Source organism: Bradyrhizobium sp. ISRA436, assembly GCF_029910015.1.
Taxonomy (GTDB): domain Bacteria; phylum Pseudomonadota; class Alphaproteobacteria; order Rhizobiales; family Xanthobacteraceae; genus Bradyrhizobium.
Genome location: NZ_CP094519.1, coordinates 905,001 through 930,738, shown reverse-complemented (window position 1 = coordinate 930,738; position 25,738 = coordinate 905,001). Strand labels below are relative to the sequence as shown.

Annotated in this window: 25 protein-coding genes, 1 tRNA gene and 2 pseudogenes (1 of these 28 running past the window's edge); 20 read left to right on the top strand and 8 right to left on the bottom strand. The window is 63.9% G+C overall.

Annotated features, from left to right (window positions below; translation table 11 throughout):
• Positions 1 to 111 precede the first annotated feature (111 nt).
• The 5 genes and pseudogenes from MTX23_RS04375 to MTX23_RS04355 all read left to right on the top strand — a co-directional run.
• Positions 112 to 324, top strand: coding sequence for a hypothetical protein (locus MTX23_RS04375; protein WP_280975405.1), 213 nt, complete (start codon positions 112 to 114; stop codon positions 322 to 324).
• Positions 325 to 1,214: 890 nt separating this feature from the next.
• On the top strand, positions 1,215 to 1,769 hold the full coding sequence (locus MTX23_RS04370; protein ID WP_280975404.1) for a hypothetical protein: 555 nt from the start codon (positions 1,215 to 1,217) through the stop codon (positions 1,767 to 1,769).
• Entirely contained in the window at positions 1,766 to 1,975 is a 210-nt protein-coding gene (locus MTX23_RS04365; RefSeq protein ID WP_280975403.1) for a hypothetical protein, read from the top strand. Before MTX23_RS04370 ends, MTX23_RS04365 begins: the two co-directional genes overlap by 4 nt.
• Before the next feature lie 12 nt (positions 1,976 to 1,987).
• Positions 1,988 to 3,961 carry a prohead protease/major capsid protein fusion protein gene (locus tag MTX23_RS04360; protein ID WP_280975402.1) on the top strand — a complete coding sequence of 658 codons (1,974 nt, stop codon included), beginning with the start codon at positions 1,988 to 1,990 and terminating at the stop codon, positions 3,959 to 3,961.
• A 350-nt stretch (positions 3,962 to 4,311) separates the two neighbouring features.
• Positions 4,312 to 5,307: pseudogene (locus tag MTX23_RS04355) on the top strand (recombinase family protein); the annotation flags it as partial.
• Positions 5,308 to 5,529: 222 nt separating this feature from the next.
• Here the strand turns inward: MTX23_RS04355 and MTX23_RS04350 are convergent.
• The gene (locus tag MTX23_RS04350) at positions 5,530 to 5,814 is read right to left on the bottom strand and encodes a hypothetical protein (protein WP_280975401.1); all 285 of its coding nucleotides are present in this window, start codon (positions 5,812 to 5,814) and stop codon (positions 5,530 to 5,532) included.
• Positions 5,815 to 5,875: 61 nt separating this feature from the next.
• Positions 5,876 to 5,952: transfer RNA gene (locus tag MTX23_RS04345), tRNA-Met, on the bottom strand.
• A gap of 314 nt (positions 5,953 to 6,266) precedes the next feature.
• Between MTX23_RS04345 and MTX23_RS04340 the strand changes: the two genes are divergently transcribed.
• The gene (locus tag MTX23_RS04340) at positions 6,267 to 7,700 is read left to right on the top strand and encodes a coniferyl aldehyde dehydrogenase (RefSeq protein WP_280975400.1); all 1,434 of its coding nucleotides are present in this window, start codon (positions 6,267 to 6,269) and stop codon (positions 7,698 to 7,700) included.
• Between the two features lie 30 nt (positions 7,701 to 7,730).
• Positions 7,731 to 7,859, top strand: a pseudogene (locus MTX23_RS04335) (GMC oxidoreductase); the annotation flags it as partial.
• Positions 7,860 to 8,003: 144 nt separating this feature from the next.
• Here MTX23_RS04335 and MTX23_RS04330 read toward each other — a convergent pair.
• Complete coding sequence (locus tag MTX23_RS04330) at positions 8,004 to 8,765, bottom strand: SDR family NAD(P)-dependent oxidoreductase (protein WP_280975399.1); 762 nt, start codon at positions 8,763 to 8,765, stop codon at positions 8,004 to 8,006.
• 111 nt (positions 8,766 to 8,876) lie between these two features.
• Here MTX23_RS04330 and MTX23_RS04325 point away from each other — a divergent pair, with 111 nt between their 5' ends.
• The 3 genes from MTX23_RS04325 to MTX23_RS04315 all read left to right on the top strand — a co-directional run bounded on the left by MTX23_RS04325 (position 8,877) and on the right by MTX23_RS04315 (position 11,452).
• Positions 8,877 to 9,392: a CvpA family protein gene (locus MTX23_RS04325; protein ID WP_280975398.1), complete on the top strand. Its 516-nt coding sequence runs from the start codon at positions 8,877 to 8,879 to the stop codon at positions 9,390 to 9,392.
• 120 nt (positions 9,393 to 9,512) lie between these two features.
• The gene (locus MTX23_RS04320; protein WP_280975397.1) at positions 9,513 to 10,295 is read left to right on the top strand and encodes an SDR family oxidoreductase; all 783 of its coding nucleotides are present in this window, start codon (positions 9,513 to 9,515) and stop codon (positions 10,293 to 10,295) included.
• Between the two features lie 167 nt (positions 10,296 to 10,462).
• Positions 10,463 to 11,452 carry an NADPH:quinone reductase gene (locus tag MTX23_RS04315; RefSeq protein WP_280975396.1) on the top strand — a complete coding sequence of 330 codons (990 nt, stop codon included), beginning with the start codon at positions 10,463 to 10,465 and terminating at the stop codon, positions 11,450 to 11,452.
• Positions 11,453 to 11,470: 18 nt separating this feature from the next.
• Here MTX23_RS04315 and MTX23_RS04310 read toward each other — a convergent pair whose 3' ends face one another.
• Complete coding sequence (locus MTX23_RS04310; RefSeq protein ID WP_280975395.1) at positions 11,471 to 11,887, bottom strand: DUF3775 domain-containing protein; 417 nt, start codon at positions 11,885 to 11,887, stop codon at positions 11,471 to 11,473.
• 119 nt (positions 11,888 to 12,006) lie between these two features.
• Between MTX23_RS04310 and MTX23_RS04305 the strand changes: the two genes are divergently transcribed.
• From MTX23_RS04305 to MTX23_RS04290, 4 genes are all read left to right on the top strand, one after another.
• The gene (locus MTX23_RS04305; protein ID WP_280975394.1) at positions 12,007 to 12,855 is read left to right on the top strand and encodes an MBL fold metallo-hydrolase; all 849 of its coding nucleotides are present in this window, start codon (positions 12,007 to 12,009) and stop codon (positions 12,853 to 12,855) included.
• Between the two features lie 182 nt (positions 12,856 to 13,037).
• The gene (locus MTX23_RS04300) at positions 13,038 to 13,880 is read left to right on the top strand and encodes a fumarylacetoacetate hydrolase family protein (RefSeq protein WP_280975393.1); all 843 of its coding nucleotides are present in this window, start codon (positions 13,038 to 13,040) and stop codon (positions 13,878 to 13,880) included.
• 134 nt (positions 13,881 to 14,014) lie between these two features.
• Complete coding sequence (locus MTX23_RS04295; RefSeq protein ID WP_280975392.1) at positions 14,015 to 14,626, top strand: glutathione S-transferase family protein; 612 nt, start codon at positions 14,015 to 14,017, stop codon at positions 14,624 to 14,626.
• 335 nt (positions 14,627 to 14,961) lie between these two features.
• Entirely contained in the window at positions 14,962 to 15,831 is an 870-nt protein-coding gene (locus MTX23_RS04290; protein ID WP_280975391.1) for an MBL fold metallo-hydrolase, read from the top strand.
• Between the two features lie 62 nt (positions 15,832 to 15,893).
• Here the strand turns inward: MTX23_RS04290 and MTX23_RS04285 are convergent, their stop codons facing one another.
• Positions 15,894 to 16,436: a methylated-DNA--[protein]-cysteine S-methyltransferase gene (locus tag MTX23_RS04285; RefSeq protein ID WP_280975390.1), complete on the bottom strand. Its 543-nt coding sequence runs from the start codon at positions 16,434 to 16,436 to the stop codon at positions 15,894 to 15,896.
• 152 nt (positions 16,437 to 16,588) lie between these two features.
• On the opposite strand from MTX23_RS04285, the gene MTX23_RS04280 reads away from it, so the two are divergent.
• A complete protein-coding gene (locus MTX23_RS04280; RefSeq protein ID WP_280975389.1) occupies positions 16,589 to 17,398 on the top strand; it encodes an alpha/beta hydrolase in 810 nt (269 codons plus the stop codon).
• A gap of 247 nt (positions 17,399 to 17,645) precedes the next feature.
• Here the strand turns inward: MTX23_RS04280 and MTX23_RS04275 are convergent, their stop codons facing one another.
• Positions 17,646 to 18,101 carry a carboxymuconolactone decarboxylase family protein gene (locus tag MTX23_RS04275; protein ID WP_280975388.1) on the bottom strand — a complete coding sequence of 152 codons (456 nt, stop codon included), beginning with the start codon at positions 18,099 to 18,101 and terminating at the stop codon, positions 17,646 to 17,648.
• A 112-nt stretch (positions 18,102 to 18,213) separates the two neighbouring features.
• On the opposite strand from MTX23_RS04275, the gene MTX23_RS04270 reads away from it, so the two are divergent.
• The 4 genes from MTX23_RS04270 (at position 18,214) to MTX23_RS04255 (ending at position 22,340) form a co-directional block, all read left to right on the top strand.
• Positions 18,214 to 19,080, top strand: a complete 867-nt coding sequence (locus MTX23_RS04270) for a sigma-70 family RNA polymerase sigma factor (protein WP_280975387.1) — start codon at positions 18,214 to 18,216, stop codon at positions 19,078 to 19,080.
• A 184-nt stretch (positions 19,081 to 19,264) separates the two neighbouring features.
• A complete protein-coding gene (locus MTX23_RS04265; RefSeq protein WP_280975386.1) occupies positions 19,265 to 19,939 on the top strand; it encodes a GntR family transcriptional regulator in 675 nt (224 codons plus the stop codon).
• A 137-nt stretch (positions 19,940 to 20,076) separates the two neighbouring features.
• A complete protein-coding gene (locus tag MTX23_RS04260) occupies positions 20,077 to 20,877 on the top strand; it encodes a phytanoyl-CoA dioxygenase family protein (protein WP_280975385.1) in 801 nt (266 codons plus the stop codon).
• Between the two features lie 155 nt (positions 20,878 to 21,032).
• Positions 21,033 to 22,340: a Gfo/Idh/MocA family oxidoreductase gene (locus tag MTX23_RS04255; protein ID WP_280975384.1), complete on the top strand. Its 1,308-nt coding sequence runs from the start codon at positions 21,033 to 21,035 to the stop codon at positions 22,338 to 22,340.
• A 196-nt stretch (positions 22,341 to 22,536) separates the two neighbouring features.
• Here the strand turns inward: MTX23_RS04255 and MTX23_RS04250 are convergent, their stop codons facing one another.
• The gene (locus MTX23_RS04250) at positions 22,537 to 23,622 is read right to left on the bottom strand and encodes an NAD-dependent epimerase/dehydratase family protein (RefSeq protein ID WP_280975383.1); all 1,086 of its coding nucleotides are present in this window, start codon (positions 23,620 to 23,622) and stop codon (positions 22,537 to 22,539) included.
• A 305-nt stretch (positions 23,623 to 23,927) separates the two neighbouring features.
• Between MTX23_RS04250 and dctP the strand changes: the two genes are divergently transcribed.
• Positions 23,928 to 25,016, top strand: coding sequence for a TRAP transporter substrate-binding protein DctP (dctP, locus tag MTX23_RS04245; RefSeq protein WP_280975382.1), 1,089 nt, complete (start codon positions 23,928 to 23,930; stop codon positions 25,014 to 25,016).
• Between the two features lie 114 nt (positions 25,017 to 25,130).
• Here dctP and MTX23_RS04240 read toward each other — a convergent pair whose 3' ends face one another.
• Positions 25,131 to 25,738, bottom strand: partial view of a hypothetical protein gene (locus MTX23_RS04240; RefSeq protein ID WP_280975381.1) — the 3' portion only. The gene runs 10 nt beyond the window's last position; only the last 608 of its 618 coding nucleotides appear in the window; the start codon falls outside the window, past its right edge; it ends in the stop codon at positions 25,131 to 25,133.

Sequence of the window (25,738 nt, the reverse complement as noted above, 5' to 3'; positions counted from 1 at the left end):
CTATGTCCAGAGCGAAAGCTTAAAAGCGCGACCACCTGTTTCGAGCAGGTTTCTACCTCCCGGCTGCCGGCCCGACGCCGGCTGTAGAAGCCAACTCGAAAGGTTTCCTTTATGACCAAGACCCCAGCATCTTGCCATCGCGTGCGTTTTGCAACCTATCGAAATGACGAAACGGGCGAGACGACGCCGCTTTATCTCCACTCGCACGAGGCGATCGACGCTGAAATTGATCAGCGCATTCGTGCCGATGTGTCGCGGGCTGCACAGCATGAGGCGACCCGCGCTAAGTGGCACTCAGAATTTGGCCGTCGCGTTGCGGCCTAAAGGCGCTTTCGAGAAGCGCGGGCGGGGGGGCGTCCGCGCTTTTTCATTTCGAAAAAAGCGCGCTGATCACCTGCAATCAAGGGGCTTCCTGCAATTCCGTGCGGGGGGTGTTTGATTTCATGGGGAAGTCTTGACATAACCCCGGACGGATCAAAAGGCGTCACAAGACACCAACTCTGCATCAATGAGCGCGAAAACGGTCGCAGCCTGATAAAAGAGGTCCGGAGAAAAGATGCGCCGAACCGCTGTGGTTTAAGGGGTTTGCTGCGATTCCGTGTCCGGGTGATTTGATTTCATGGGGAAGTCTTGACATAACCCCGGACGGATCAGAAGGCATCACAAGACACCAACTCGCATCAATAAGCGCGAAAACGGCCGCGACATGATGGATAAGGGCCGGAAAAAGATGCGCCGAATCGCTGCAATCTAAGGGGTTTCCTGCAATTCCGTGCGGGGGGTGTTTGACGAGGGGGGTAAAGTCTTGACATAACCCCGGACGGATCAAAAGGCATCACGAGACGCCAACTCGCATCAATGAGCGCGAAAACGGTCACCGCCTGATCAAAGAGGGCTGGAGAAAAAATGCGCCGAACCGCTATGATTTAAGGGGTTTGCTGCGATTCCGTGCGAGGGTTGCTTGACCGGAACGGAAGTCCATTCTATCAACTCCGCACTGATGCAAACTGCCACAGAACGGCGCCAGCGAGCGCAACAACGGATCGGCAGTCGATCTCTTTAGGTTAGCCTACGGAAAAAAGAACCCGCCCCATTCGAGGCGGGTTTTTGCATTTCTGCGGCCAACCACGGAATGCAGCGGCTCAAATCGCGTCGCTGAACGTCACATGGCCGCGCGGCCATGCATCTCACTTCACAACATCGGAGTTATCATCATGTTTACACGACAGGACGTTTGCGCCCTGACGGGCATTCCCGTTGCGGCCTTCAAAACTCGGGCACGGCGGGACCAACTGCCGACCGTCAATGTGCCGTCTCAAGGCGCAACCGACGAGATTCGGGATCGCGCAAAGGAACGCGGGTGGAATTGGTTTTCGCCCGTCGATGTCCTTTTCATCGCCGTCCAAGAGCGTTTGATGATGGAGATCGGATACGCCGATGGCTCCAGCGCGGCCACCGCCGCGAAAATCGTCGAGTCCAACGCCGGCGATATCGGGCGCATGTATTGGCTGGCATCGCCAACGATCGGCGAGCCGTCGCCGCACGATCTTTGGGTCGGTTATCTGGGCTACACCGACCAAGGCGGGCGCAACAGCGGCGGGCGCAATCTCGGCGGCGACCTTGTGAGTGTTCTCGGACAACTCAAGGCGGATGCCGAGCAACAGAAAGCGCGGCTTGTCTTGGTGAACACATCAACTGTTCTCCGTGACATCCGCAACAATGCCGCTCGCTTTAACATCACCTTCCCGGTGCCGGCGGATTGGCGGTGACTAGGAAGCCTTGCCCGGCCGATCTTGGACAGCAAATCGCAACAATCCTCGCGCTGGTCTCCGCTGGCGAGCGAATAACAATCGCGACCGCCGCTAAGCGCACCGGAATCCCGGCCGACACCATCACGATCATCCTCGCGATCTACTATGCGGTTACGGATGAAGTGCTGAAACAGGTCGATCCCTTGGGCCAATCGCGCCACTAGGACAATCATATCATGAGCAGAACTGACAAGCCGCGCCGGCGTTCGCCGGCCGCGAACGCTACCGCGCGTGCCACGCGCGGCGCACCATTCCGGGCCGGCGCGGCAGCCGTACGCTCGGCAAGCGAGGACATTGCCGCTCGATTCGCGTCGAGCACCTACAACCCAAAAACGCGAACGGTTATCGCCGTCTTGTCCGTCGGCGCGCGCGTTCCAAGGTTTGGGGCCTTTGAGGAATTGTCGATCGCAACGGATGCGATCGACCTTCGCCGTGTGGCGCTCGGGCAGGTTCGCTTGCTCGATAGCCACGATCGATCCTCGGTCGATGCCATTTTGGGCGTCGTCACCGACGCATGGATCGAGGGCGGCAAACTACTTGGCCGCATCCAATTTTCTGAAACCGACGCCGGTCGCAATGCCGAGGGCATGGTCGCGCGCGGCGAGGTTTCGGCGATTTCGGTCGGCTACCGCGTCAACGTTTGGGCGCGGGTCGGCATCGAAAACGATGTCGAAATCTGGCGCGCGGACGAATGGGAATTGCTGGAAGCATCCCTTGTGTCCGTTCCCGCCGACGCAGATGCGCTGATCCGTTCGGCGCAAACCACTCACAACACACACCTGAAAGGAAACCGGATGGACCCGGAAGTGATTGATAATTCCAACAGTGAAAATACTCGCGAGATCGACGTGCGCTCGCCGCAGAACGATGGCGCGCGGCAGGTGATGTCGGATCGCGAGGTTCGTGAAGCTTACGACATCGCCGAGCGCGCCAGCATCCCGCTCGATTTCGTGCGCCGGCACGTCGACTCCGGCGGCACGATGGCTGATTTCCGCGAACGTGCGTTTGAACGGCTCGCGGACAATGCCAACCGGACTCGCACCGACGCCGCGCGCAGCGACGAGACGTTTGAGAATCCGGACTTTCTGAGCCGGACGATCGTTGATGCGCTGTATTCCAAGATGACCGGCAAGGCCCCGACGGGCGCCGCTGTTGAGATGGCCGGCCGCTCGATGTTGGAGATGGGTGCCATGATCCTGCAGTCGCGGGGCGAGCGGGTGTCTTGGGCCAATCGCGTCACCCTGGCCGATCGCATTCTGACTCGATCTGGCGGGATGCATACGACTTCCGACTTCCCGAATCTGCTTACGCTCGCTGGAAACCGCGTGTTGGCCGATGCGTATCAGATTGCGCAGACTCCGCTGAAACAGCTTGCCCGCCGGCGAACCGCGCCCGACTTCCGGCCTGTCTCGATCTTGCGCCTCAGTGAGGCACCGCGCCTTGAGAAGGTGCTTGAGAGTGGCGAGGTCAAGCACGGCTCTCGGGCCGAGGCTAAGGAAGGATTTGCGGTCAATACTTACGCGAAAATTTTCTCGATCTCGCGGCAGGCGATCATCAATGACAACCTCGGCGCATTCGGCGAAACGTCGGGCGATTTCGGTCGCGCCGCCGCATCGACGGAGGCTGATCTTATCGCCGGCTTGCTGCTGGCGAACGGCGGCGACGGCGCTGATCTCAACGACGGCAATCCCGTCTACAGCACTGTGCGCGGCAACAAGGCGGCGGCCGGCTCGGCGATCACCGTCGCCTCGCTCGGCGCCGGCCGCAAGGTCTTGCGTGACGCCACGGATATCGACGGCATCACGCCTCTGAACGTGGTGCCTCGCCATCTCGTCGTCGGTAGCGCAAAGGAAACCGAGGCCGAGCAAGTGCTGCATGAGCTTTCGGCGGTGCAGGTTGATCAGGTGAACCCTTTCCCGGGCAAGCTCACCCTGCACGTCGAGCCCCGCTTGACCGGCAATTCTTGGCGCCTCTTTGCCGATCCGGGCCAGTTGGCGACGCTCGTTATTGCGTATCTCGCCGGCCACGAAGGCCCGCAGATCAACCTGCAATATGGCTGGGACGTGCTCGGCGTCGAATTCCGCGCCGTGCTCGACTTCGGTTGCGCCATGCAGGATTGGCGCGGCACGTACCTGAATCCGGGCGCGTAAAGCCAGCGCATCAATTTGCGGAGTCGCCCTAGGGCGGCCCCGCACTACCGTGAGTGGGCATCTCCTGTAGGGCGAGCGGCCACGTCCTCGCCGAAAGCGATCCTCCCCGCCCACTCGCGGCTCCGCACGTCGGGGCCAAGGATCGTTGTGGCCGCACTAATTTTCCCAAGGTTTGATCAGATGTGCGACGAGAAAACATTCGCGCGCCACGGCGGCCCGTTGCCGCTGCGGCAGGCGCCGCGAGACTCGTCGCGGGAGGCCTTGAAGGCCCTTGTGCGGGCGCTTGCGCGGGCTGACGCAATCGAGGATTATCGGCGCCGGAATGGCGACCTTGAGGGGGGCGACGGCCGGTGAAAGCAGCAATCTACGCCCGGTTTAGCGACAAAGAGAAGCAAACCGATAAATCGATCGAGGATCAAGTCGCGCTTTGCCGGGCGATGTGCGAGCGCGACGGATTGACCGTCGAGCAAGTCTATTCCGATCACGGAATTTCCGGCGCCAGCACCCTTAACCGGCTCGCCCTGCAACGCCTGATGCGCGACGCCAAGGCCGGCAAGTTTGCCGTCGTCGTCGCGGAATCGCTCGATCGCATCTCGCGCGATCAGGAAGATTTGGCCGGCATACACAAGCGCCTGAACTTCGCCCGCGTCGAGATCAGAACATTCGTCGATAACACCGTCGGCGAGATTCACGTCGGCGTTAAGGGACTCGTCGGTGCCCTCTATCTCAAAGACCTCGCGCAAAAGACGCGACGCGGGCAAGCCGGCGTCGTGCGCGACGGCCGCCACAATGGCGGGCGCAGTTTTGGTTATCGGCCGGTGCTCGGGCGCCCCGGCATTCTGGAAATCGACGAGACCGAGGCCGACACCGTGCGGCGAATTTTCGAGCTATACCTCGACGGAAACACACCCCGCGAGATCGCCGCCCGGCTCAACAAAGAACGCGTGCCCGGCCCGCGCGGCGGCGTGTGGAACGCCTCGACGATCGGCGGCAGTCGCACGCGCCGCAATGGCATCCTGCAAAACGATCTCTATGCCGGGCGCATCATCTGGAATCGGCAATCTTTCGTCAAAGACCCGGAAACCGGCCGGCGCATCAGTCGGCCTAATCCGCGCGACCAATGGATGCAGGCCGACGCCGAGCATCTGCGCATCATCGACGCTAATACATGGGCGCGCGCGCAAGGCCGTGTCGGCGATCGCGCCGGCACGCCGCACAAGGCGCGCCCGGTGCATCTGTTGTCGGGCCTCGTGAAGTGCGGCAAGTGCGGCTCGGGCATGATCGCGTGCGGCTCGGGCAAAGACGGCATCCGCCTCATGTGCTCGCGCCGGAAGGAAACCGGCTTGTGCGACAACGCGCTCGGCGTGCCGCGATCCGTCGTAGAGGAACGCGTGCTCAAGGGGATCGAGCAACACCTCGCCGATCCCGATCTCGTCGCCGAGTATGTCGCCGAGTATCACCGCATGAGTCGCGAATTGAACAGCAAGGCCGCCGGCAAAATCCGGGCGATCGAGAAACGCCTCTCGACGGTTAACACCTCGATCGGCCGGCTCGTCGATGCGATCGTTTCAGGCACCCCGGCCCGCGCGGTGCAAGACCGCCTCGCGGCCCTTGAGGCCGAGCGCGACGAGATCGAGCGCGAGCGCGCGGCCGTCGGCGCCGATCCCGTCGAGTTTCATCCCAACGCGGCCAACGCCTACCGGCTCAAAATCAGGTCGCTCAAGAAATGGCTGGCGGATTCGGGCGAGGAAGCGCGGCAGGCCGCCTTCGCCGGCATCCGTGAGATTGTCGAGAAAGTGACGATCCATCCGCGCGGGCCGGGCGAGCCGGTGGGGATCGAGATCGACGGCCAACTCGCCGCGATCCTGCGACTCTCCGACACCGTTACCGGGGCCGTCGAGTCGCAGGGGGCGATGGTTGCGGGGATAGGATTTGAACCTATGACCTTCAGGTTATGAGCCTGACGAGCTACCGGGCTGCTCCACCCCGCGTTAAACCGTTGCATGCCTTGCAGAAGGGGAGCCCGAGGCGGCCGGCCAACGCTTGATACGGCGCCGATCGATCCGTCCGGGGGCTTCCTGAGAAGGCGACCCGGGCCGAAGCCAGCGGGTGCGGGGCGTATGTATCAACGTCGCCCCGGTTTGGAAAGCCCCGCGAGACGGTTTTTGAGGATTTTGTGACGTCGAAATCACCGGTTTTCCTGGCAAAATTGCCGCGGGGAACCGGCCCTTGCCAGAAACCGCGCAAAAGCGGAGCTTGGCGCCAAACAAAGCCGTCATGGAAACGTCATCTGAGGGGAAACGCCATGGAGCGGTCATTGAAGAGTCCCGGGCTTCACGCGCTCGAAGAGACCTTCCACCGCCAGGTCGAGATGTCGCGGAACGAGCCAGCACCGAGCTTGCAGGCGCGGCTCGACCGGCTCCGCCGCCTGCGGGCCGCGGTCACCGAGAACGAGGCGCGATTCGAGGCGGCGATTTCGGCCGATTTCGGCCACCGCTCCACCGTCGAGACCGTGATCGCCGAGACCATGCTGGTGCTTGGCGAGATCAAGCACGCGGCCACGCACTTGAAGCGCTGGATGGCGCCGCGAAAGATCCCGACCACGCTGCAATTTGCTCCCGCGAAGAACCGATTGATCCCGCAGCCGCTCGGCGTGGTCGGTATCATCGCGCCCTGGAATTATCCGCTGCAGCTGACGCTGGCGCCCGCGGTCGCCGCGATCTCCGCTGGCAACAGCGCGATCATCAAGCCGAGCGAGCTGGTGCCGCGCTTCGCCGAGCTGTTGATGGAGGCGATCGAGAAGAAATTCGACACCACCGAACTCGCGGTGACCGATATCGATGACGAGGTCGCCAGAGCCTTTGCCGCGCTGCCGTTCGATCATCTGATCTTCACCGGCTCGACCCGCGTCGGCCGGCTGATCGCCGAAGCCGCCGGCCGTAATCTAACGCCGGTGACGCTCGAGCTCGGCGGCAAGTCGCCCGCGATCATCGACGGCTCCGCTGATATCGATGAGGCCGCCCGGCGCATCGCCTATGGCAAGCTGCTCAACGCCGGCCAGACCTGCATCGCGCCCGACTATGCGCTGGTGCCGGAAGCTTCCGTGCAGCCCTTCGCGATGCGGCTGCAGGGCCACATGCAGCACATGTACGGCACGAACCCCGCCAACCCGGACTACACATCGATCATCTCGGACCGGCATTACGCAAGGCTTGAGCACCTCTTGGCCGACGCCGCGGCGAAGGGCGCCAACATCATGCAGCCGGCCGCGCCCAACGATCCCGAATGGAAGCGCAAGCGCAAATTCCCGCCGACGGTCATCGTCGATGCGACGCCCGAGATGGCCGTGATGCAGGAGGAAATCTTCGGACCGCTGCTGCCCGTGATGGGGTATCGCGACGCCGCTGAACCTATCGCCTACGTCAACAAGCACGACCGCCCGCTCGCGCTGTACTGGTTCGGCACCGACAATGCCGCCCGCGACGAGGTGCTGGCGCGCACGGTGTCGGGCGGGGTGACCATCAACGACTGCCTGTTCCACATCGCGCAGGCCTATCAGCCGATGGGCGGCGTCGGCGCATCCGGCAGCGGCGCCTATCACGGCGAATGGGGATTCGAGACGCTGACCAAGCTGAAGCCGGTATTCTACCGCTCGCGGCTGAACCGGCTGGCGGACCTCTATCCGCCCTATGGGGCCAAGATCGCGCGGCTGGAGAGACTGATGCGGCTGTTGTCGTAGTGCTGTCGCTCCGGGGCGATGCGTTAGCGCCTGGATGGCTTGCGCGTGGTCGACGCGTCGATCATGCCACCCCTGATCGGCGGCAACACCAACGCACCGACCATCATGATCGGCGAGAAGGCCGCCGACATGATCAGAGCTGAGATGCGGGCGGGGTAACGATCGCAAGCGGCACGAAGAAATCGTAGCCCGGATGGAGCGAAGCGTAATCCGGGACCTTCGCGCCTACACTCCCCGGATTTCGCTTCGCTCCATCCGGGCTACGAACTGATGCGAAGCTTGAGGATTGCAATGACGCGCGGGTCAATTCAGCAGGAACCCGCCATCGACGGTCACCACGGTGCCGGTCATGTAGCGCGAGGCATTCGATGCGAGCAGCATGATCGCACCATCGAGATCGGATTCCGCGCCGACCCGGCGCTGCGGGATCCGCTTGGTCAGTCGCTCGCCCGATGGCGTCGACCAGAAATCGTGGTTCATCTCGGTGTCGATATAGCCCGGAGCCAGCGCGTTGACGCGGATGTTGTTGCCGGCGAGCTCCAGCGCCATCGCCTTGGTGCCCTGGATCATGCCGGCCTTGGAGATCGCGTAAGGCGAGACGGCCTTCAACACGCCCTGGCCGAGCACGGAAGCGATGTTGACGATGTTGCCCGCCTGCTTGCGCGCCATCATGCGGCGCGCCAATTCGGTGGCGAGGAAGAAGGCGCCCTTCAGATTGGAATTGATCACCGCGTCCCAGTCCGCCTCGGTCTGCTCGGTCGACAGCTTCTCGATCGCGATGCCGGCATTGTTGATCAGGACCGTGATCGGACCGAGCGCCGCTTCCGCGGCATCGAGCGCTTTCGCGATGGCGGAAATGTCCGTGACGTCCATCTGCACGGCGGCCGCACGACCGCCCTTTGCCTTGATCTCGTCCTCGAGGCTTTTCAGCTTCGCGGTCTGCCGCGCCGCGAGCACGACCGCGGCACCATGCGCCGCCAGCACGCGGGCGAACTGCCGCCCCAGCCCCTGTGAGGCGCCGGTGACGAGGATGATTTCTTTACTGACATCGAATAGGTCGGACATCGACTGGTTCCTGGATCAGAGCGGCCGATTGATAGCTACAATTGTGCCGATTGTAATCCTGATTCATTGACCAAGGGACCGCGGTACAAATGGGGTGGGGAAATCCCGTCCATGAACAGTTTCGATGCTGTCGTCGCCCTCGGGTTGCTGTTCGCGATCGTGACCGGATTCAGCACCGGCCTGTTGCGCAGTGCGATCACGATCCTCGCCTATCTGGTCGCAATGCCGATCGCGGTGGCCGTGCTGTCGATCGTCGGACCTGGCATCGCGAACCTGCCGGCGTCGCCCTTTCCTCCCAACGGGGTATTGTTGTTCGCGCTCTTTCTCGTGACCGGCGTCGTGCTCGGAAAGCTGGCGCGAACCATGCTCGACGACGCGGTCGGATCGGAGATCGGGATCGCCGATCGCCTCGGCGGCGCGCTGCTTGGCGCGGTCAGGGCCGGGCTCGTCGTGACCACCCTCGTCCTGGTCTTCGATCAACTGGTGCCTTTAGCCAAGCAGCCGCAATTCCTCAACGGATCGCGATTGCGGCCGCTGTTTTCGGCTGCCGGGCAAACCGGCTTCCGCTCGTTGCCACCGGAGATCACCATGACAATCGAGCGGTTGCGGCGCGAACGGCGCACTTAGCCTGTTCCTGTCCGGCATGCACTTATGCATTGCACATACCTTATCGGCGGCGCCGAGCTTGGCTAGAATGCTGCCCTCGAACCTTTTACAAACCGACCCGACATCACAGGGAGCGAAACCGTGGATCTTGGAATCAAAGGCCGCCGCGCCATCGTCTGCGCATCGAGCAAGGGACTGGGCCGCGCCTGCGCGATCGCGCTCGCCAATGAGGGCGTCCATGTCACGCTGACGGCGCGCGGCGCCGAGGCGCTGAAGCAGACCGCCGACGAGATCCGCAAGGCGCACCCCGACGTCACCGTCACCGAGATCGTCGGCGACATCACGACGCCGGCGGGACGCGAGGCCGTGCTGAAGGCCTGCCCCGATCCGGACATCCTGATCAACAATGCCGGCGGCCCGCCGCCCGGCGACTTCCGCAACTGGACCCGCAACGACTGGATCAAGGCGATCGACGCCAACATGCTCACCCCGATCGAGCTGATCAAGGCGACCGTCGACGGCATGATGGCACGCAAGTTCGGCCGCATCGTCAACATCACCTCCGCTGCGGTGAAGGCGCCGATCGAGATTCTCGGCCTCTCCAACGGCGCGCGCGCCGGCCTCACCGGCTTCGTCGCCGGCCTGTCGCGCAAGACCGTGATCAACAACGTCACCATCAACGGCCTGTTGCCGGGCCCGTTCGAGACCGACCGGCTCCGCGGCACCGCCAAGCCCGAGGCCGAGAAGCGCGGCATTCCGATCGAGCAGGTTCTGGCCGATCGCGCCAAGCTCAATCCAGCCGGCCGCTTCGGTCATCCCGACGAGTTCGGTTACGCCTGCGCCTTCCTGTGCGGCGCCAAGGCGGGCTTCATCACCGGGCAGAACATCCTGCTCGACGGCGGCGCCTTCCCGGGCACTCTCTAATGCCGCCGATTTGAAGTTCCTGCACTGTATGCGGCGAGGCCGATTGGAAACTTCAAATCGGTAAAGCGGCATTAGAGACTCATGAGTCTTGCTAGCGCCCTCTTGCTTTCCGAAGTTCGCGCAAGAGGTCGCTGGTCACGTTCACGAACTTCGGAAAGGGGCGCTAGATGAGAGCGGTCTGGTACGAACGGACCGGCGCGGCGCCGACGGTGCTCACCGTCGGCGAGATGCCGACGCCTGATGCGGGCCCCGGCGAGGTCCGCGTCAGCCTGGAAGCCTCCGGCGTCAATCCCGCCGATGTCGGCCGCCGCAGCGGCAATTATCGGCAGATGGAATTTCCGCTGATAATCCCGAACAGCGATGGCGCGGGCGTCATCGACCAGATCGGCGCAGGTGTGACGCGCTTTGCCGTCGGCGATCGCGTCTGGCTGTTCAACGGCCAGCGCAACGGCCGCGCCTTCGGCACCGCGGCCGAGTACATCACGATCGCCGACCATCTGGTGACGCCGCTTGCCGATGACGTGTCCTTTGCCGCTGGTGCGACGCTCGGCATCCCCTGCATGACCGCGTGGTGCGCGCTGTTCGCGGACGGGCCGATCACCGGACGGACGGTGCTTGTCACCGGCGGCGCCGGCGCGGTCGGCCACTATGCCGTGCAACTGGCAAAATGGGGCGGCGCGCGGGTGATCGCGACCGTGAGCTCGCAGGTCAAGGACATGGAAGCACGGCTCGCCGGCGCCGACATGGTGGTGAACTACCGCACCGAGGATGTCATCGCGAAAGTCATGGCGTTCACCGCGAACCGCGGCGTCGACCGCGTGATCGACGTCGATTTCGGCGGCAATCTTGCGACCACGCTGAAGATCATGGCGTTCAACTCGACGATCGCGGTCTACGCCACCAACGGCAACCGCACGCCCACGGTGCCAGTGCGCGAGTTGATGGAGAAATGCATCACGGTGCGTTCGCTGGTGCTGTTCGCGCTACCGCCGACGCTGCTCGCAGCCGCCCAGGCGGACATCACCAAATGGCTCGCAGCCGCTCCCCGCGTGCATAATATCGCCGGGCAGTTCGCCCTGGCCGAGACGGCCCAGGCCCATCTCGCCGTCGAGAAGGACGACAAGATCGGCACGGTGATCGTCGACTGCGCAAGGTGATGCGCCGAAGCGCGGGGCTTAATGTATCGGCGTGGGGCCTTCGTCGCCCGGCAGGAGCCCGAGTTCGTCGAGACCTTCGGCAAGCAGATCACCCAGCATAGGCTCACCCAGCAGGTAGCTCGCGGTATTGTGCCCCCTGTGCCCGCGCGCGGCTTCGCGCCTGAGCTCTGTCCATTCCTCGATCGAGCCGTCGCCGCGACCAAGTCGCATCAGGGCAATGAGATCGACCTGCTCGTCCTCGCTCAGCGCGTCGATGAAACCGGCGATCTCGCGCATCACCGGGTCCGTGCCGTCATCCTCCAATACGTCGATCATGTCGTCGTCAGCGCTGTTCGAGCCGGAGTCCGGATCGACCGCCGCCTCCTTGACGTCGAATTCCCGCGCCTTCTCGATCAGAAAGCCGACCTTTTCGGGAGAGATAGTGAGTTCCGGCATTCGCGCACTCCTTCTTCCCACGAGGCGGTAACGCTGAAGGCGCCGACTTGATCCATTGCACCGCGGCGCGGAAACCCGCATGTTGGCGACAGAGCAACAAGAAACAGAGGACACGCAGCATGCACTGGACCGTGGGCAAGGTCAGGATCACCAAGGTCGTCGAGCTCGAGACCGTCGGCAGCACGCGCTTCATCCTGCCACTCGCTGGCCGGGAGGAGATCCAGCGCCTGCCCTGGCTGATCCCGCATTTCGCCAACGAGGACGGCCGGCTGAAGATGTCGATCCACTCGCTGCTGGTGGAGACGCCAGAGCATCGCATCATCGTCGACACCGGCCTGGGCAACGACAAGCAGGGCCGCAACGTGCCGACCTGGAACAACCGCACGGATCCGTTCCTGGAGAAGCTGACGGAGGCGGGATTCGCACCCGAGAGTATCGACACCGTGCTATGCACGCATCTGCATGTCGACCATGTCGGCTGGAACACCAGGCTCGTCGACGGCAAGTGGGTGCCGACCTTCGCCAATGCACGTTACGTGTTCGGCAAGACCGAGTTCGACCATTGGCGCGACCACAGCAACGATCCCGCGCATGCCGCCGTGTTCGCCGATTCGGTGAAACCGATCTCCGACGCCGGCAAGGCCGAGCTTGTGCCGAGCGACCACCGGCTGACCGACGAGATCACGCTGATCCCGACGCCAGGCCACAGTCCCGGTCATATGAGCATCCACATCAGGTCCGGCGGACAGGAAGGACTGCTGACCGGCGACGTCGCCCATCATCCGTGCCAGATGTACCATCTGGACTGGTCGTCGACGGCGGACTCCGACCAGAAGCAGTCGGCCGCGACGCGGCGCCAACTGTTCTCGCGCTTTGCCGACACGCCGACGCTGGTGATCGGCGGACATTTCAACGCCGGCCACATGAAGCGCGATGGTGACGCCTTCAGGTTCATTGCGCTGACGTGAACCGTACGGTGGGCAAGCCGCCGGTGTGCACACCATCTGCGCAAGCCGACGGCCCCGGCGCGATGGCGCCTTTACCACCCTACCCTGCGCTTTCGGCGGTTGAATTTCCCCGCGTGCTGTTCCATGAAGCGTGCCGAGGTATACCAGCAACAATCCTCAAGACCCCGTAGGGAGTGATCAACATGAAGCTTGTTCGTTATGGCGAAAAGGGTGCGGAAAAGCCCGGTCTGATCGACAAATCCGGCCAGCTCCGCGACCTCTCGGCCCATCTGAAGGACCTCACCGGCGAGGCCTATGCGCCGGAGTCGCTGAGGAAGCTCGCTGGCCTCGATTCCGCCTCCCTGCCCGCCGTTTCCGGCAAGCCGCGCCTCGGCGCGCCCGTCACCGGCATCTCCAAATTCGTCGCGATCGGGCTGAACTATACCGATCACGCCAAGGAGACCGGCAACCCGATCCCGTCGGAGCCGATCTTCTTCCTGAAGGCCAACACCGCGCTGTCGGGGCCGAACGATCCGGTCGAAAAGCCGCGCGGCTCGACCAAGCTCGACTGGGAAGTCGAGATCGCCGCCATCATCGGCACCCGCGCCAAGTACGTCTCGGAAGCCGACGCGTTGAACCACGTCGCGGGCTACTGCATCTGCAACGACGTCTCCGAGCGCAACTTCCAGATCGATCGCCCGGGTCAGTGGACCCGCGGCAAGTCGCACGACACGTTCGGCCCGCTCGGCCCGTGGGTGCTGACCAAGGATGAAGTGCCCGACGTGCAGAACCTCTCGATGTGGCTCGACGTCAACGGCCAGCGCCGCCAGACCGGCTCGACCAAGACCATGATCTTCTCGATCGCGAAGTGCGTCTCCTATCTCTCGCAATTCCTGACGCTGCTGCCCGGCGACATCATCACCACCGGCACCCCGCCCGGCGTCGGCAGCGGCATGAAGCCGCCGACCTTCCTCAATGTCGGCGACGTCGTGACCCTCGGCATCGAAGGCCTCGGCGAGCAACGCCAGGAAATCGTCGCGGCATGAGATCCGGCCAGCGCTACCGTCATTGCGAGCGAAGCGAAGCAATCCATCCCTCCATACATGCGGAAGCCTGGATTGCTTCGTCGCTTCGCTCCTCGCAATGACAGCTCCAGTCCGATAGCTCCAGCGAGGCCTCCATGAAACTCACCTTCTCTCCAGCCTCCCCTTTCGCCCGCAAGGTACGCATCGCCGCGATCGAGCTCGGCCTGATCGACAAGATCGAGCTGGTCCCGGCCACTGTCGCGCCCGGCCAGGCCAATGACGAATATTCGAAGATCACTCCGCTGAAGAAGTTGCCGGTGCTGATCCTGGACCATGGCGATGTGATCCTGGATTCCTACGTCATCGTCGAATATCTCAACGAGCTCGGCAGCGGCCGGCTGATCCCGGGCTACGGCCCGCGGCGCTGGAAGGTGAAAACCGATCATTCGCTGATCAACGGGATGCTCGATTCCATGCTGCTGTGCCGCTACGAGAAGATGGTGCGGCCGCAGGGCTCGGCATGGCCGGCCTGGTACGACGATCACTGGAATCGGGCGTGGACCGGCATGGCGCGGTTCGAGAGCCGGCCCGAGGTACTGAACGGACCGTTCGACATCGCACAGATCGGACTGGTTTGCGTGCTCGGCTACGCCGACTTCCGCTTCGCCGATTGCGGCTGGCGCAAGGCCTATCCCAAACTCGACGCATTCTACCAGAAAATGCAGGAACGGCCGTCGGTGAAGATCTCGGCGCCGCCGCCGGCGTAACACCAGGGGTCATGGGGAAGATGCGCATGCGCGATCGCTCCCCCCTGATCCCTCTTCTCTGTGCGGCCCTGCTCTCGTACATCGTCTGCAGCTTGTCGGGGGCGGACCGGGCGCGCGCTGGCTGCTTGCACGAACGTGAGCTGCATCGCAGCTTTCGGCACGACCAGCGCGCCGCCATTCGCGACCTCGATCTTGTGATGATGACTACGTCACCCTGCACGGCACGCAACCCTGCACAGCAGGCCGCAGCAGGGCCTTGCGGCGATGGACATCGTCGCCAACATCATCATTCCCGCCGTGCGCGACGCGCGCTGATCTTCTCAAGGAAAATCACCATGAGCCTGAAATTCACCGTCGGCGATCTCACCATCCATCGCATCGTCGAGCAGGAGACCACGTTCCTGCCCGCGCTCGACATGCTGCCCGGGCTGACGCCGGAGGTGCTCGCGGAGAACCGCGCCTGGATGAAGGCCGCGGGCGCGCTCGACGACAGCGACACGCTGATCCTGGCGTTCCAGTCCTATGTCGTGAAGACGCCGCACCACACCATCCTGATTGACAGCTGCATCGGCAATGACAAGCCGCGGCCGGGACGGCCGACCTGGAACATGAAGACCGACGACAGCTATTTGCGCGCGCTTGCCGCAGCCGGCTTTTCGGTCGGCGACATCGATTACGTGATGTGCACGCATCTGCATGTCGACCACGTCGGCTGGAACACGCGGCTGGAAAACGGCCGCTGGGTGCCGACCTTCCCGAACGCGCGCTACGTGTTCGACAAGATCGAGTTCGACTACTGGACCGAAACCAACGCAAAGACCGAGGTCGCGCCGTTCGTCGACAGCGTGCTGCCGGTGGTCGAAGCCAACAGGGCCGAGATCGTCCGCAATGACTTCGCGATCGGCGATCACACCCGCATCCTGCCGACGCCCGGCCACACGCCGGGCCATATCGCCTTCACCTTCGGCCGCGGCAAGGACGACGCGGTGTTTTCAGGCGACCTGATGCATTCGCCGATCCAGACGCATTATCCGGAGCTGTCGGCAAAGTTCGATGTCGACCAAACACAGTCCGCGAAGACGCGGCGAAGCTTCCTGGAGCGCTATTGCGACACCGACACGCTGTGCTGCCCCGCGCATTTCCCCTCGCCGTCGGCCGGCAGGATCAAGCGGATGGGCAACGGGTTCGTGTGCGAGATGACGTAGCCGTCTGCTCGCTTCACCTCGCCCCGCGAAGAACGGGGAGAGGGAGCGGACGGACCGCCAGCTCAATCGAACAGGCTCGGCGTGTGGTTCACGATCGCGCCTTCGATCTCGAGCATCTTCAGCTTGGTGACCACGCCGCCATTGGCGGAGAAGCCGCCGGGCTTGTTGCCGGCCGCCAGCACGCGGTGACAGGGCACGACGATCGGGCACGGGTTGCGGCCGAGCGCCTGGCCGACGTCGCGTGACAGTTCGACGCCGCCGAGCTGCTTGGCGATCTCGCCATAGGTCATGGTCTTGCCCGGCGGGATCTTGCGCGCGATGTCGTAAACGCCGCGGTTGAACTCCGGCACGCCGTCAAGATCGAGCGCGATGTCGGCGAGATCGTTCGGCTTGCCAGTCAATAGCTCGACCATGCCGTCAATCGCGTGCTGCACCTCGGCCGGCGGGGCCGCTTCGGTAACGTCACCGCTGCGCTGGAAGATGCGTTTGCGGGTCTTCTCTTCATTGCCCATCGGCAGTTGCACGCCGGTGATGCCGTGCTCGCCCCAGACCACGCCGCAGGCGCCGATCGGGGTCTCGAAAATCGCAAAATTCTGGCCGGTCATGGCTCGCTCCAGATGTTTCTTTAGATATCTCTTGGCTCATGCTCCTGAACCTGATGTTGGGCCGGAATCTAGGCTTGGAGAATGTTGCTATCCACCCGAATCCTGTGGGAACTTGCCTGGAATCAACAACATCACCCAGTCTGCGAGCCCCCATGCAAAGCCTCCACGTCAACGGTTTCGACATGCCCTATCTCGATATCGGCGCGGGCCCGCCGCTGGTCTGCGTGCACGGCTCGCTGTGCGATTTCCGCATCTGGTCGGCCGTGCTGGGGCCGCTGACGCGCAAGCATCGCGTGATCGCGGTCAGCCTGCGGCACTTTTTCCCGGCGCAATGGGACGGCGTTGGCGACACCTATTCGATCGCCCAGCACGTCGACGACGTGATCGCCTTCATCGAGACGTTCGACACCAGGCCGGTCGACCTGATGGGTCACTCCCGCGGCGGCCACATCTCGTTCCGCGTCGCGCAGCGGCGGCCAGACCTGCTGCGCAAGCTGATCCTCGCCGAGCCCGGCGGCGAGCTTGACGGCACGCTCGATCCCGGCTTCCAGCCCGGTCCCTCGCCGCTGGCGGCGCGGATCGCGGCTTCCGCCGACCTGATTGCGAAGGGCGACATCGATAGCGGCATGCAGATCTTCATCGACGCGCTCGAGGGCCCCGGCGCCTGGCGGCGGCTGCCCGCCGCGCCGAAGCAATTGCTGCTCGACAACGCGATGACGCTGATCGGCCAGACCCGTGACAAGCGCCCGCCCTTCTCGAAGGCGGATGCGGAGGCGATCAGGACGCCGACGCTCTTCATCGGCGGCGCGAACACCAAGGGCGTGCTGCCGAAGGTGCTGCGCGCCCTCGCCGCCAATGTGAACGGCGCGCGTGTCGAGATGATCCCGGGCACCACGCATCCGATGTTCGAGCAGGCCCCGCGGCGTTATTGCGAGATCGTGCTGGAGTTTCTGGCGGGCTAAGAAGGTCTGGTCACGTAGGAGATGCACCTCTCCCCTTACAAGGTAGGGGAATCGCATATGCCGGTTATGCCGCGCGTTCGATGCCTGTGGTTTGGTTGGTCTACCCACAAACTCGTCATGCCCGGGCTTGTCCAGGACAGGCCCGGGCATGACGATGTGGAAACGTCACCCCGGAGCCCGGCGATGTCATATGCGATTGCCCTGCCTTACAAGGGGAGAGGGTGCACCATCTGCGCGGCGGGAGATCTCACACCTTCCATACGCCGACGGGTTGGCGCACGGCGACGTTGAGCCGGTTCCAGACATTGATCGCAGCGATCGCGAGAACGAGTGCTGCAAGCTGACGTTCGTCGAAATGCTTGTCGGCCTCGTTCCAGATCGCGTCCGGCACCGGATCCTCGCGGTCGCTGAGCCGGGTCAGCGCTTCCGTGAGCGCCAGCGCGGCGCGCTCGGCTTCGGTGAAATAGGGCGTGTCGCGCCACGCCGCAACGGCGAACAGCCGCTCATCGGTCTCGCCGGCGCGCTTGGCAAGCTTCGGATGCATGTCGACGCAGACGCTGCAGCCGTTGATCTGGCTGGCGCGCAAATGGACCAGTTCGAGCAACCGTTCCGGCAGACCCTGCTTGGTGCTCTCGTTGAGCGCCTGGATCGCCTTCATGGCCTCGGGAATGACCATGACCGGGTGGTTCATACGGGCTTGCATGGTGTCAGTCTCCTGCTTTGCATGTTTTGACGCGGCGGTGCCGATCTGTTGTCACGTCGGCCGGATTTGCTCCGTCATGGCCATGACGGAGCGGACAAAGGGAATGTGACCGATGGACGATAAGAAATTTCTGGCCGAGCAGTTCGAGGCCAGCCGGCCCCGCTTGCGGGCCGTGGCCTATCGCATGCTGGGCTCGACCGCCGAGGTTGACGACGCCGTGCAGGAAACCTGGCTGCGGCTGAGCCGCACCGACGCCGCGACCGTCGACAATCTCAGCGGCTTCCTGACCACCGTGATCTCCCGCATCTGCCTGGACATGCTGAGGTCGCGCAAATCGCGCCGCGAGGAGCCGATGGGCCCGCAGGTGCCGGAGCCGGTCGCCGACAACGACAGCGAACGGGAGGCCGAAATGGCGGATTCCGTCGGCGCCGCACTGCTGGTGGTGCTCGAAACGCTGGCGCCGGCCGAACGGCTCGCTTTCGTGCTGCACGACATGTTCGCGGTGCCGTTCGAGGAGATCGCGCCGATCGTCGGCCGCACACCGGCCGCCGCGCGGCAGCTTGCCAGCCGCGCGCGGCGCCGCGTGCGAGGCACGCCGCACGCGCTGGACGTCGACCTCAGCCGCCAGCGTGGAATCGTCGAGGCGTTTCTCGCGGCATCCCGCAACGGCGATTTCGAGGGGCTGCTTGCGGTGCTTGATCCTGATGTGGTGGTGCGCGCCGATCAGGCCGCGCAGCGCCTCGGCTCGCTTCCGGAAATTCGTGGCGCTGTAGCCGTCGCCGAAGCCTTCAAGGGTCGCGCACAGGCGGCAAGACCCGCGCTCGTCGATGGCGAGATCGGCGCGGCCGTCATCCTCGGCGGCCAATTGCGCATCGTGCTGCGGATCACGATCGCGGACGACAGGATCGCAGCGATCGACGCGGTGGCCGAAGCCGGGGAGATCGAGACGTTCGATGTCGAGGTGTTCGATCGAGCCTGATGTGGCTGAGCCGGGGCGAGGTCGCTTGCCGCAAGCGGCGTCGCCTGGCCACGCCAAGCCAGAACAGAGATCATATTTTTCAATCGCTTAGATAAATCGGAAAACCAAGTCTTGACCATTCGTGGCCAGCACCGTACCCTCAATTTCGAATACGGAATTCCGTATTCCATTATGGATGGCCGGCATGATCCCGTTGGACCCGCTTCCGAACCTGATCGACCAGGTCTATGCGCGGATATTGGAGGCGATCATCGATCGCACGCTGCTGCCCGGCCAACGCATCACCCAGAACGAACTCGCCGAGAAGCTCGGCGTCTCGCGCCAGCCGGTCTCGCACGCGTTGCATCTGTTGCACCGGCAAGGCCTCGTCGCGGAAAGCGGCAGGCGCGGCTTCGAGGTGACGCAGCTCGATCCGCTGCGCATCCGCCAGCTCTATGAAGTCCGCGGCGCGATCGACGCGCTGGCAGCGCGGCTCGCGGCTACGCGCGTGAAGGAGGACGCGGCGGGACGAACACAGCTCGCGACGGCGCTCGAGGCCGGGCACGCGATCGACGGCGACACGCCGCTGTCGCGTCTGATTGCCCTCGACGTCGACTTCCACAGCGCGATCTATCGCCTCGCCGGCAATTCCGCGATCGAGGAAATGATCGCGCCGCAATGGCCGCATATGCGCCGCTCTATGGCCACCGTGCTCGCCGAGCTCGATTATCGCGACAGCGCCTGGGCCGAGCACGAGGCCATCGCCGCGCAGATTTTCTCCGGCAACGCTGCAGCCGCCGAGGCCGCCGCGCTCGCGCATGCGCAGACGGCTGGACGGATGACGGAAGAGAAACTGAGGGCAATCGACGTGGCGGCGTAGCTCGCGGCCGTCCTCATCCTGAGGAGCGGCGCAGCCGCGTCTCGAAGGATGAGCCAGCGAGGCCTCATGATTCGAGACGCGCGAAGATGCGCTCCTCACCATGAGGGGAGAGAGAATAACAACAGGAGGAAAGCACCATGAAACTGACCCCGGAACAGGTCGAATTTTTCCATCGCGAGGGCTGGCTGTTCCTGCCCGAGCTGTTCAGCCAGGAGGAGGTCGATTTCCTCGCGCGCGAGGCGGTCTCGATCTATGACGCCAACCGCCCCGAGGTGTGGCGCGAGAAGAGCGGCGCACCGCGCACCGCATTTGCCGCGCATCTCTACAACGAGGCGTTCGGGGCTCTCGGCGCGCATCCGCGCATGATCGAACCGATCGAGCAGATCTTCGGCGAGAAGGTCTACATGCATCAGTTCAAGATCAACGCGAAGGCGGCCTTCACCGGCGACGTCTGGCAATGGCACCAGGACTACGGCACCTGGAAGCGCGACGACGGCATGCCCGAGCCGCGGGCGATGAACATCGCGATCTTCCTCGACGAGGTGATGCCGATCAACGGTCCCCTGATGCTAGTGCCGAAGAGCCAGACCGCCGGCGACCTCAAGGCCTCGCACGATCTCGAGACCACGTCCTATCCGCTGTGGACGCTGGATGAGGAGACCGTCACGCGGCTGGTGAAGCAGGGCGGCATCGTCGCGCCGACCGGCAAGCCCGGCGGCATGCTGATGTTCCACGGCAATCTGGTGCACGGGTCGAGCGGCAATATCACGCCCTACCCGCGCAAGATCGTCTACCTGACGCTGAATGCGGTCTCGAACTACATCCGCACCCCGACGCGGCCGGACTACATCGCGCACCGCGATTTCACGCCGATCAAGACCGTGGACGACGACGCGCTGCTGCGGTTGGCACGTGCGCCGCGGCAGGCGGCGGAGTAACAATCACGCACACCTCGTCATGCCCGGCCTTGTGCCGGGCATCCAAGTCTTGACACGATCGCTGCAGCAGAAGACGTGGATGGCCGGGCCAAGCCCGGCCATGACAGAAGCTAGGCAGCGATGCTGCAGCTCACGACATTTCGCGGATCCATATCATGAACCTGCATCACCTCCTCAAAACCCGCGCCGCAGCCGGAAAGCCCGTTCGCGTCGCTCTCATCGGCGCCGGAAAATTCGGCTCGATGTTCCTGTCGCAGGTGCCGCATACGCCGGGGCTCGAGGTGCCCGTGATCGTCGATCTCGACCGTGATCGCGCGCGCGAGGCGTGCCGCACGGTTGGCTGGGATGACGAGCGGATCAAGGCGACGACTTTCACCGACGACGGCGCGCGGCCGATCGCAGGCGGCGCATTCGACGTGGTGGTGGAAGCGACCGGCAATCCTGCGGTCGGCATCCGCCATGCCCGCGCGGCGATCGCCGCCGGCAAGCATGTCGTGATGGTCAATGTCGAGGCCGACGTGCTGGCGGGACCGCTGCTGGCCGACGAAGCGCGGAAAGCCGGCGTGGTCTACTCGCTCGCCTATGGCGACCAGCCGGCGCTGACGGCGGAGATGGTCGATTGGGCGCGCGCGACGGGCTTCCGCGTCGTCGCCGCTGGCAAGGGCACGAAGTACCTGCCCGCCTATCACGACGTGACGCCGGAGGGCGTATGGCAGCATTACGGTCTCACGGCCGGCGAGGCACAATCCGCCGGCATGAATCCGCAGATGTTCAACTCCTTCCTCGATGGCACCAAATCCGCGATCGAGATGGCGGCGATCGCCAACGCCTGCACCCTCGACGTGCCGTCGGACGGATTGCTGTTTCCGCCGTGCGGGGTCGACGACCTGCCGCATGTGATGAGGCCGCGCGAGGCGGGCGGCGTGCTGGAGAAATCCGGCATCGTGGAGGTGGTGTCGTCGCTGGAGCGCGACGGCCGCCCGGTGTTCCGCGACCTTCGCTGGGGCGTCTATGTGGTGCTGGAAGCGCCGAACGATTATGCCGCCGACTGCTTCAAGCAGTACGGCCTCAAGACCGACGCATCGGGCCGCTTTGCCGCGATGTACAAGCCCTATCACCTGATCGGGCTCGAACTTAACATCTCCATCCTGTCGGCCGCGCTGCGCAACGAGCCGACCGGGCAGCCGCGCGGCTTCCGCGGCGATGTCGCGGCAGTGGCGAAACGCAATCTGCGCGCCGGCGAGATGCTCGACGGCGAAGGCGGCTACACGGTGTGGGGAAAGCTGATGCCGGCATCCGCCAGCCTCGCCGCCGGCGCGCTGCCGATCGGGCTCGCGCATCGTGTCAAGCTGAAGAACGACATCGCCCATGGCGCGGTGGTGCGCTGGAGCGATGTCGAGGTCGACGAGAGCAACGACACGATCAAGACGCGCAAGGCGATGGAAGCGGCGTTTTCACGCTGATGCTCCCTGCCGCTTGCTCTAATTGAGAGTGCTTCGCCACTTCTCCCCGCGCTTTGCGGGGAGAGGTCGGATCGCGTCAGCGATCCGGGTGAGGGGCGAGGCACACTGCTTAAAACTCGCCGGATAGAAGCCCCTCACCCCGACCCTCTCCCCGGAAGAGCGGGGAGAGGGAGTTGAGAGGGCCCGACCATAATGACTACGGCAGCAACCGGCTCGCCTTCGCCAGCTTGAACCATTTGCGAAACATCACTTCGGTGTCCATCATCTCGGTGAAGCCCGCCTGGTTGATCTTGACCGTCGAGACGATCGAGGGCGGGCCGGGCTCGGTTTGCCCATAGCGCATGCTGTAATCGGCATACTGGAACGACAGGCCGACGAATTCTTCGAGGCCGGGCGCGATCAGACCGTGCGCCTTGCGCAGCTCGTCCCACGACGCAATCCATTTCGGATATTCCTGCGCGAGCGACAGCGGCATGTGCCGGCCGGGCCTCATCTCAAGCGCATCCGCGACCGCCGGCCAGATGTTTTCCCAGGTGAAGACGTCGCCATTGGTGACGTTGAAGGCTTCGTTGCGCGCGGTCTCGGCCTCGCCCGACCAGGCGATCGCGCGGGCCAACAGATCGACATCGACCGCTTGCGCCACGCGCGGCGCGCCACCGGGATAGTCGAGCGGCTTGCCTTCCGCGCGCAGCATGGCGGCATAGACGCCGAGCGGCGGGATCAGGTCCATCGCGCCGCCCATGGCCTCGCCGATGATCAACACGGGACGCAGGATGCTCCAATGCCAGCGCTTGCCCTGTTGCAGGTCGCGCAGGAAATTCTCCTGCGCCCAATAGAAGTTCGGCTGCTCGTACATTTCCGAACGGCCTTCGCGCGCCGGCACCGTGAGCCGCCGGACATGGACGCCATAGGCCTTGGTGCCCTGCAGCAGTGCGACGTGCTTCAATCCGGGCGCGACCGGTTCGAGCGCGCCCATCAGATTGCGCAGCATCAGGTCGTTGGTCGCGATCTGCTGCGCGTCGCGCCAGCCGTCGACCAGGTTCGGGGCTTCATAGAGCGCGGCATAGATCAGATGGGTCGTATCGCTGAGCTCGGCCGCCGCGCGCCGGCAATCCTCCGCACTCGTCAGGTCGATCGGCACGTGACGCGCGCCATGGAGATCGCGCGGCTTGCGGCGCGACAGCGCGACGCGCTCACAATCGCTGGATGCGCCGAAGTGTCGCAAGGCGGCGCTACCCACGAGGCCGGTTGCGCCGGCGACCACGACTTTCTTGTTGGCCATGTCCTTGAACTCCCATCACACTCGCCCCTCTTGCGTAGCAGATCGCGGCGCCTCGGGCAGCTTCGGTCCTGCTCCTCGTATCGCGGAATCTCCACTGGCGTTCGCATCTGCAATGAGCGCGGACGCTTGATTTCCCTTCACGAACGGTCATCCTGATCGCGGAACCGCACGCGCGGGCATCCGCCAACAAGAGCCCGTCGAGGGCCACCAGTCACACTCACCACAGCAACGTCGATCGATCGGCGAAGAAAGACGGCAGCAAGATCGTTCCCTTGTCGAGATATCGGCAAACAGGAGGGAAACGCATGAAGCGTCGTGATTTCTTGAAGGCAGGCGGCATCGGCCTCGCCGCGAGCGCCGTGGCTGCGCCCGCGGTCGCGCAATCGATGCCGGAAGTCAGGTGGCGGCTGACGGCAAGCTGGCCGAAGGCCCTCGATACGCTGTATGGCGGCTGCGAATTCTTCTGCAAGCGCGTCGCCGAGATCACCGACAACCGATTCCAGATCCAGTCATTCGCCGCCGGCGAGATCGTGCCTGGCCTGCAGGTACTCGATGCCGTCTCCAACGGCACGGTCGAGATGGGCAACACCGCGCTCTATTACTACTGGGGCAAGAATCCGGCCTTTACCTTCGGCACATCGCTGCCGTTCGGCCTCAACACGCGCCAGCACATCTCCTGGCTGCAATGGGGCGGCGGCAGCGAACTCATCAACGATCTGCTGAAGGACTACAATTGCGTCGGCATTCCGACCGGCTCGACCGGCGCCCAGATGGGCGGCTGGTTCCGGAAGGAGATCAAGTCGATGGCGGATCTCCAGGGCCTGAAATTCCGCGTCGGCGGCTTCGCCGGCACCATTATCGCCAAGGTCGGCGGCGTGCCACAGCAGATCGCGGGCGGCGACATCTATCCGGCGTTGGAAAAAGGCACCATCGACGCCGCCGAGTGGGTCGGGCCGTATGACGACGAGAAGCTCGGCTTCGTGAAGGTCGCGAAGTTCTATTACTATCCCGGCTGGTGGGAAGGCACCGGCCAGGGCCACAACGTGATGAATGCCCAGAAGTGGAACGCGCTGCCGAAGCATTACCAGGCGGCGATCCAGGCCGCGTCGGAAGATACGTTCACCTGGGTGACGGGCAAGTACGACGCCGTCAATCCGCCGGCGCTGAAACGCCTGATCGTGGCCGGCGCGCAATTGCGGCCGTTCCCGCAGGAAGTGCTGGAAGGCTGCTACAACGCGGCCAACGAGATCTATGCGGACCTCGCCAAAAGCAACCCGCAGTTCGGCAAGATGTATGCGAGCCTGACGAGCTATCGCAACGAATCACTGGCCTGGATGCAGGTCGCCGAGCTCTCGTTCGACAGCTTCATGATGCGAATGCGCACGCGAACATAAATCACCAAGCCTTGCCCGGAGCGGCGGCGAATGTCCACGGCGATGCCTTCGTTTCGGCCCAACAAAGACGCCCCGGAGAATTCTCCGGGGCTGCATCTCGATTAGAGTCACAGCTCAGTTCTCGTCACTGCCGCCGAACTCTGCCATCAGCTTATCGTAGTTCTTCGTGATCAGGTCGATGTTGCCTTTGTTCTCGACCGCGGGCGGCAGCGACTTCAGAGCCTCGTTGAGGTCGGCGAGCGCTTCCTTCTTGTCGTTGGCCGGCATCTTCTTGTCGGCCTGCACCTGGGCGATCTGCGCCTTCAGGACGGCCTCCGGACCCACATATTTCTTGGTCTGCGGATCGAAGCCGCCGAGCACCAGCGCGATGTTGTCGACGACGTTGTTGTAGTCGTCATAGCTCGCAAAGCCGTTCTTCTTGGCGATGCCATCGAGCTGGCCGATGATCTTCGGATCCGGCTTGGCGTTCTCCGGCAGTTTCGCGGTGATCGGATCCATTTCCTTGGACGCGGCGAGCGCTCCGTCGATCTGCTTGTCGGTGAGCGCGATCTGCTTGATCGGGGGCGGCTGATCCTGGGGAGCGGGAGCCGCCTGCGCCGGCTGGTTGGCCGGCGGCGCCATCTGCTGCTGCTTGGCCTGCGCGAACGCGCCGCTGTTCGATGCTGCGGCCATGGACACCGCAAGGCACGCGACGCTCAACGCAGCAAATATGGGGCGGACGA

Coding starts and splice junctions, on each gene's coding strand:
- MTX23_RS04325 (WP_280975398.1), top strand. CDS start 8,877: ATGAACAGTTTCGATGCTGTCGTCGCCCTCGGGTTGCTGTTCGCGATC.
- MTX23_RS04305 (WP_280975394.1), top strand. CDS start 12,007: ATGCACTGGACCGTGGGCAAGGTCAGGATCACCAAGGTCGTCGAGCTC.
- MTX23_RS04315 (WP_280975396.1), top strand. CDS start 10,463: ATGAGAGCGGTCTGGTACGAACGGACCGGCGCGGCGCCGACGGTGCTC.
- MTX23_RS04265 (WP_280975386.1), top strand. CDS start 19,265: ATGATCCCGTTGGACCCGCTTCCGAACCTGATCGACCAGGTCTATGCG.
- MTX23_RS04370 (WP_280975404.1), top strand. CDS start 1,215: ATGTTTACACGACAGGACGTTTGCGCCCTGACGGGCATTCCCGTTGCG.
- dctP (WP_280975382.1), top strand. CDS start 23,928: ATGAAGCGTCGTGATTTCTTGAAGGCAGGCGGCATCGGCCTCGCCGCG.
- MTX23_RS04295 (WP_280975392.1), top strand. CDS start 14,015: ATGAAACTCACCTTCTCTCCAGCCTCCCCTTTCGCCCGCAAGGTACGC.
- MTX23_RS04250 (WP_280975383.1), bottom strand. CDS start 23,622: ATGGCCAACAAGAAAGTCGTGGTCGCCGGCGCAACCGGCCTCGTGGGT.
- MTX23_RS04255 (WP_280975384.1), top strand. CDS start 21,033: ATGAACCTGCATCACCTCCTCAAAACCCGCGCCGCAGCCGGAAAGCCC.
- MTX23_RS04275 (WP_280975388.1), bottom strand. CDS start 18,101: ATGCAAGCCCGTATGAACCACCCGGTCATGGTCATTCCCGAGGCCATG.
- MTX23_RS04340 (WP_280975400.1), top strand. CDS start 6,267: ATGGAGCGGTCATTGAAGAGTCCCGGGCTTCACGCGCTCGAAGAGACC.
- MTX23_RS04360 (WP_280975402.1), top strand. CDS start 1,988: ATGAGCAGAACTGACAAGCCGCGCCGGCGTTCGCCGGCCGCGAACGCT.
- MTX23_RS04290 (WP_280975391.1), top strand. CDS start 14,962: ATGAGCCTGAAATTCACCGTCGGCGATCTCACCATCCATCGCATCGTC.
- MTX23_RS04300 (WP_280975393.1), top strand. CDS start 13,038: ATGAAGCTTGTTCGTTATGGCGAAAAGGGTGCGGAAAAGCCCGGTCTG.
- MTX23_RS04260 (WP_280975385.1), top strand. CDS start 20,077: ATGAAACTGACCCCGGAACAGGTCGAATTTTTCCATCGCGAGGGCTGG.
- MTX23_RS04285 (WP_280975390.1), bottom strand. CDS start 16,436: ATGACCGGCCAGAATTTTGCGATTTTCGAGACCCCGATCGGCGCCTGC.
- MTX23_RS04375 (WP_280975405.1), top strand. CDS start 112: ATGACCAAGACCCCAGCATCTTGCCATCGCGTGCGTTTTGCAACCTAT.
- MTX23_RS04330 (WP_280975399.1), bottom strand. CDS start 8,765: ATGTCCGACCTATTCGATGTCAGTAAAGAAATCATCCTCGTCACCGGC.
- MTX23_RS04270 (WP_280975387.1), top strand. CDS start 18,214: ATGGACGATAAGAAATTTCTGGCCGAGCAGTTCGAGGCCAGCCGGCCC.
- MTX23_RS04310 (WP_280975395.1), bottom strand. CDS start 11,887: ATGCCGGAACTCACTATCTCTCCCGAAAAGGTCGGCTTTCTGATCGAG.
- MTX23_RS04280 (WP_280975389.1), top strand. CDS start 16,589: ATGCAAAGCCTCCACGTCAACGGTTTCGACATGCCCTATCTCGATATC.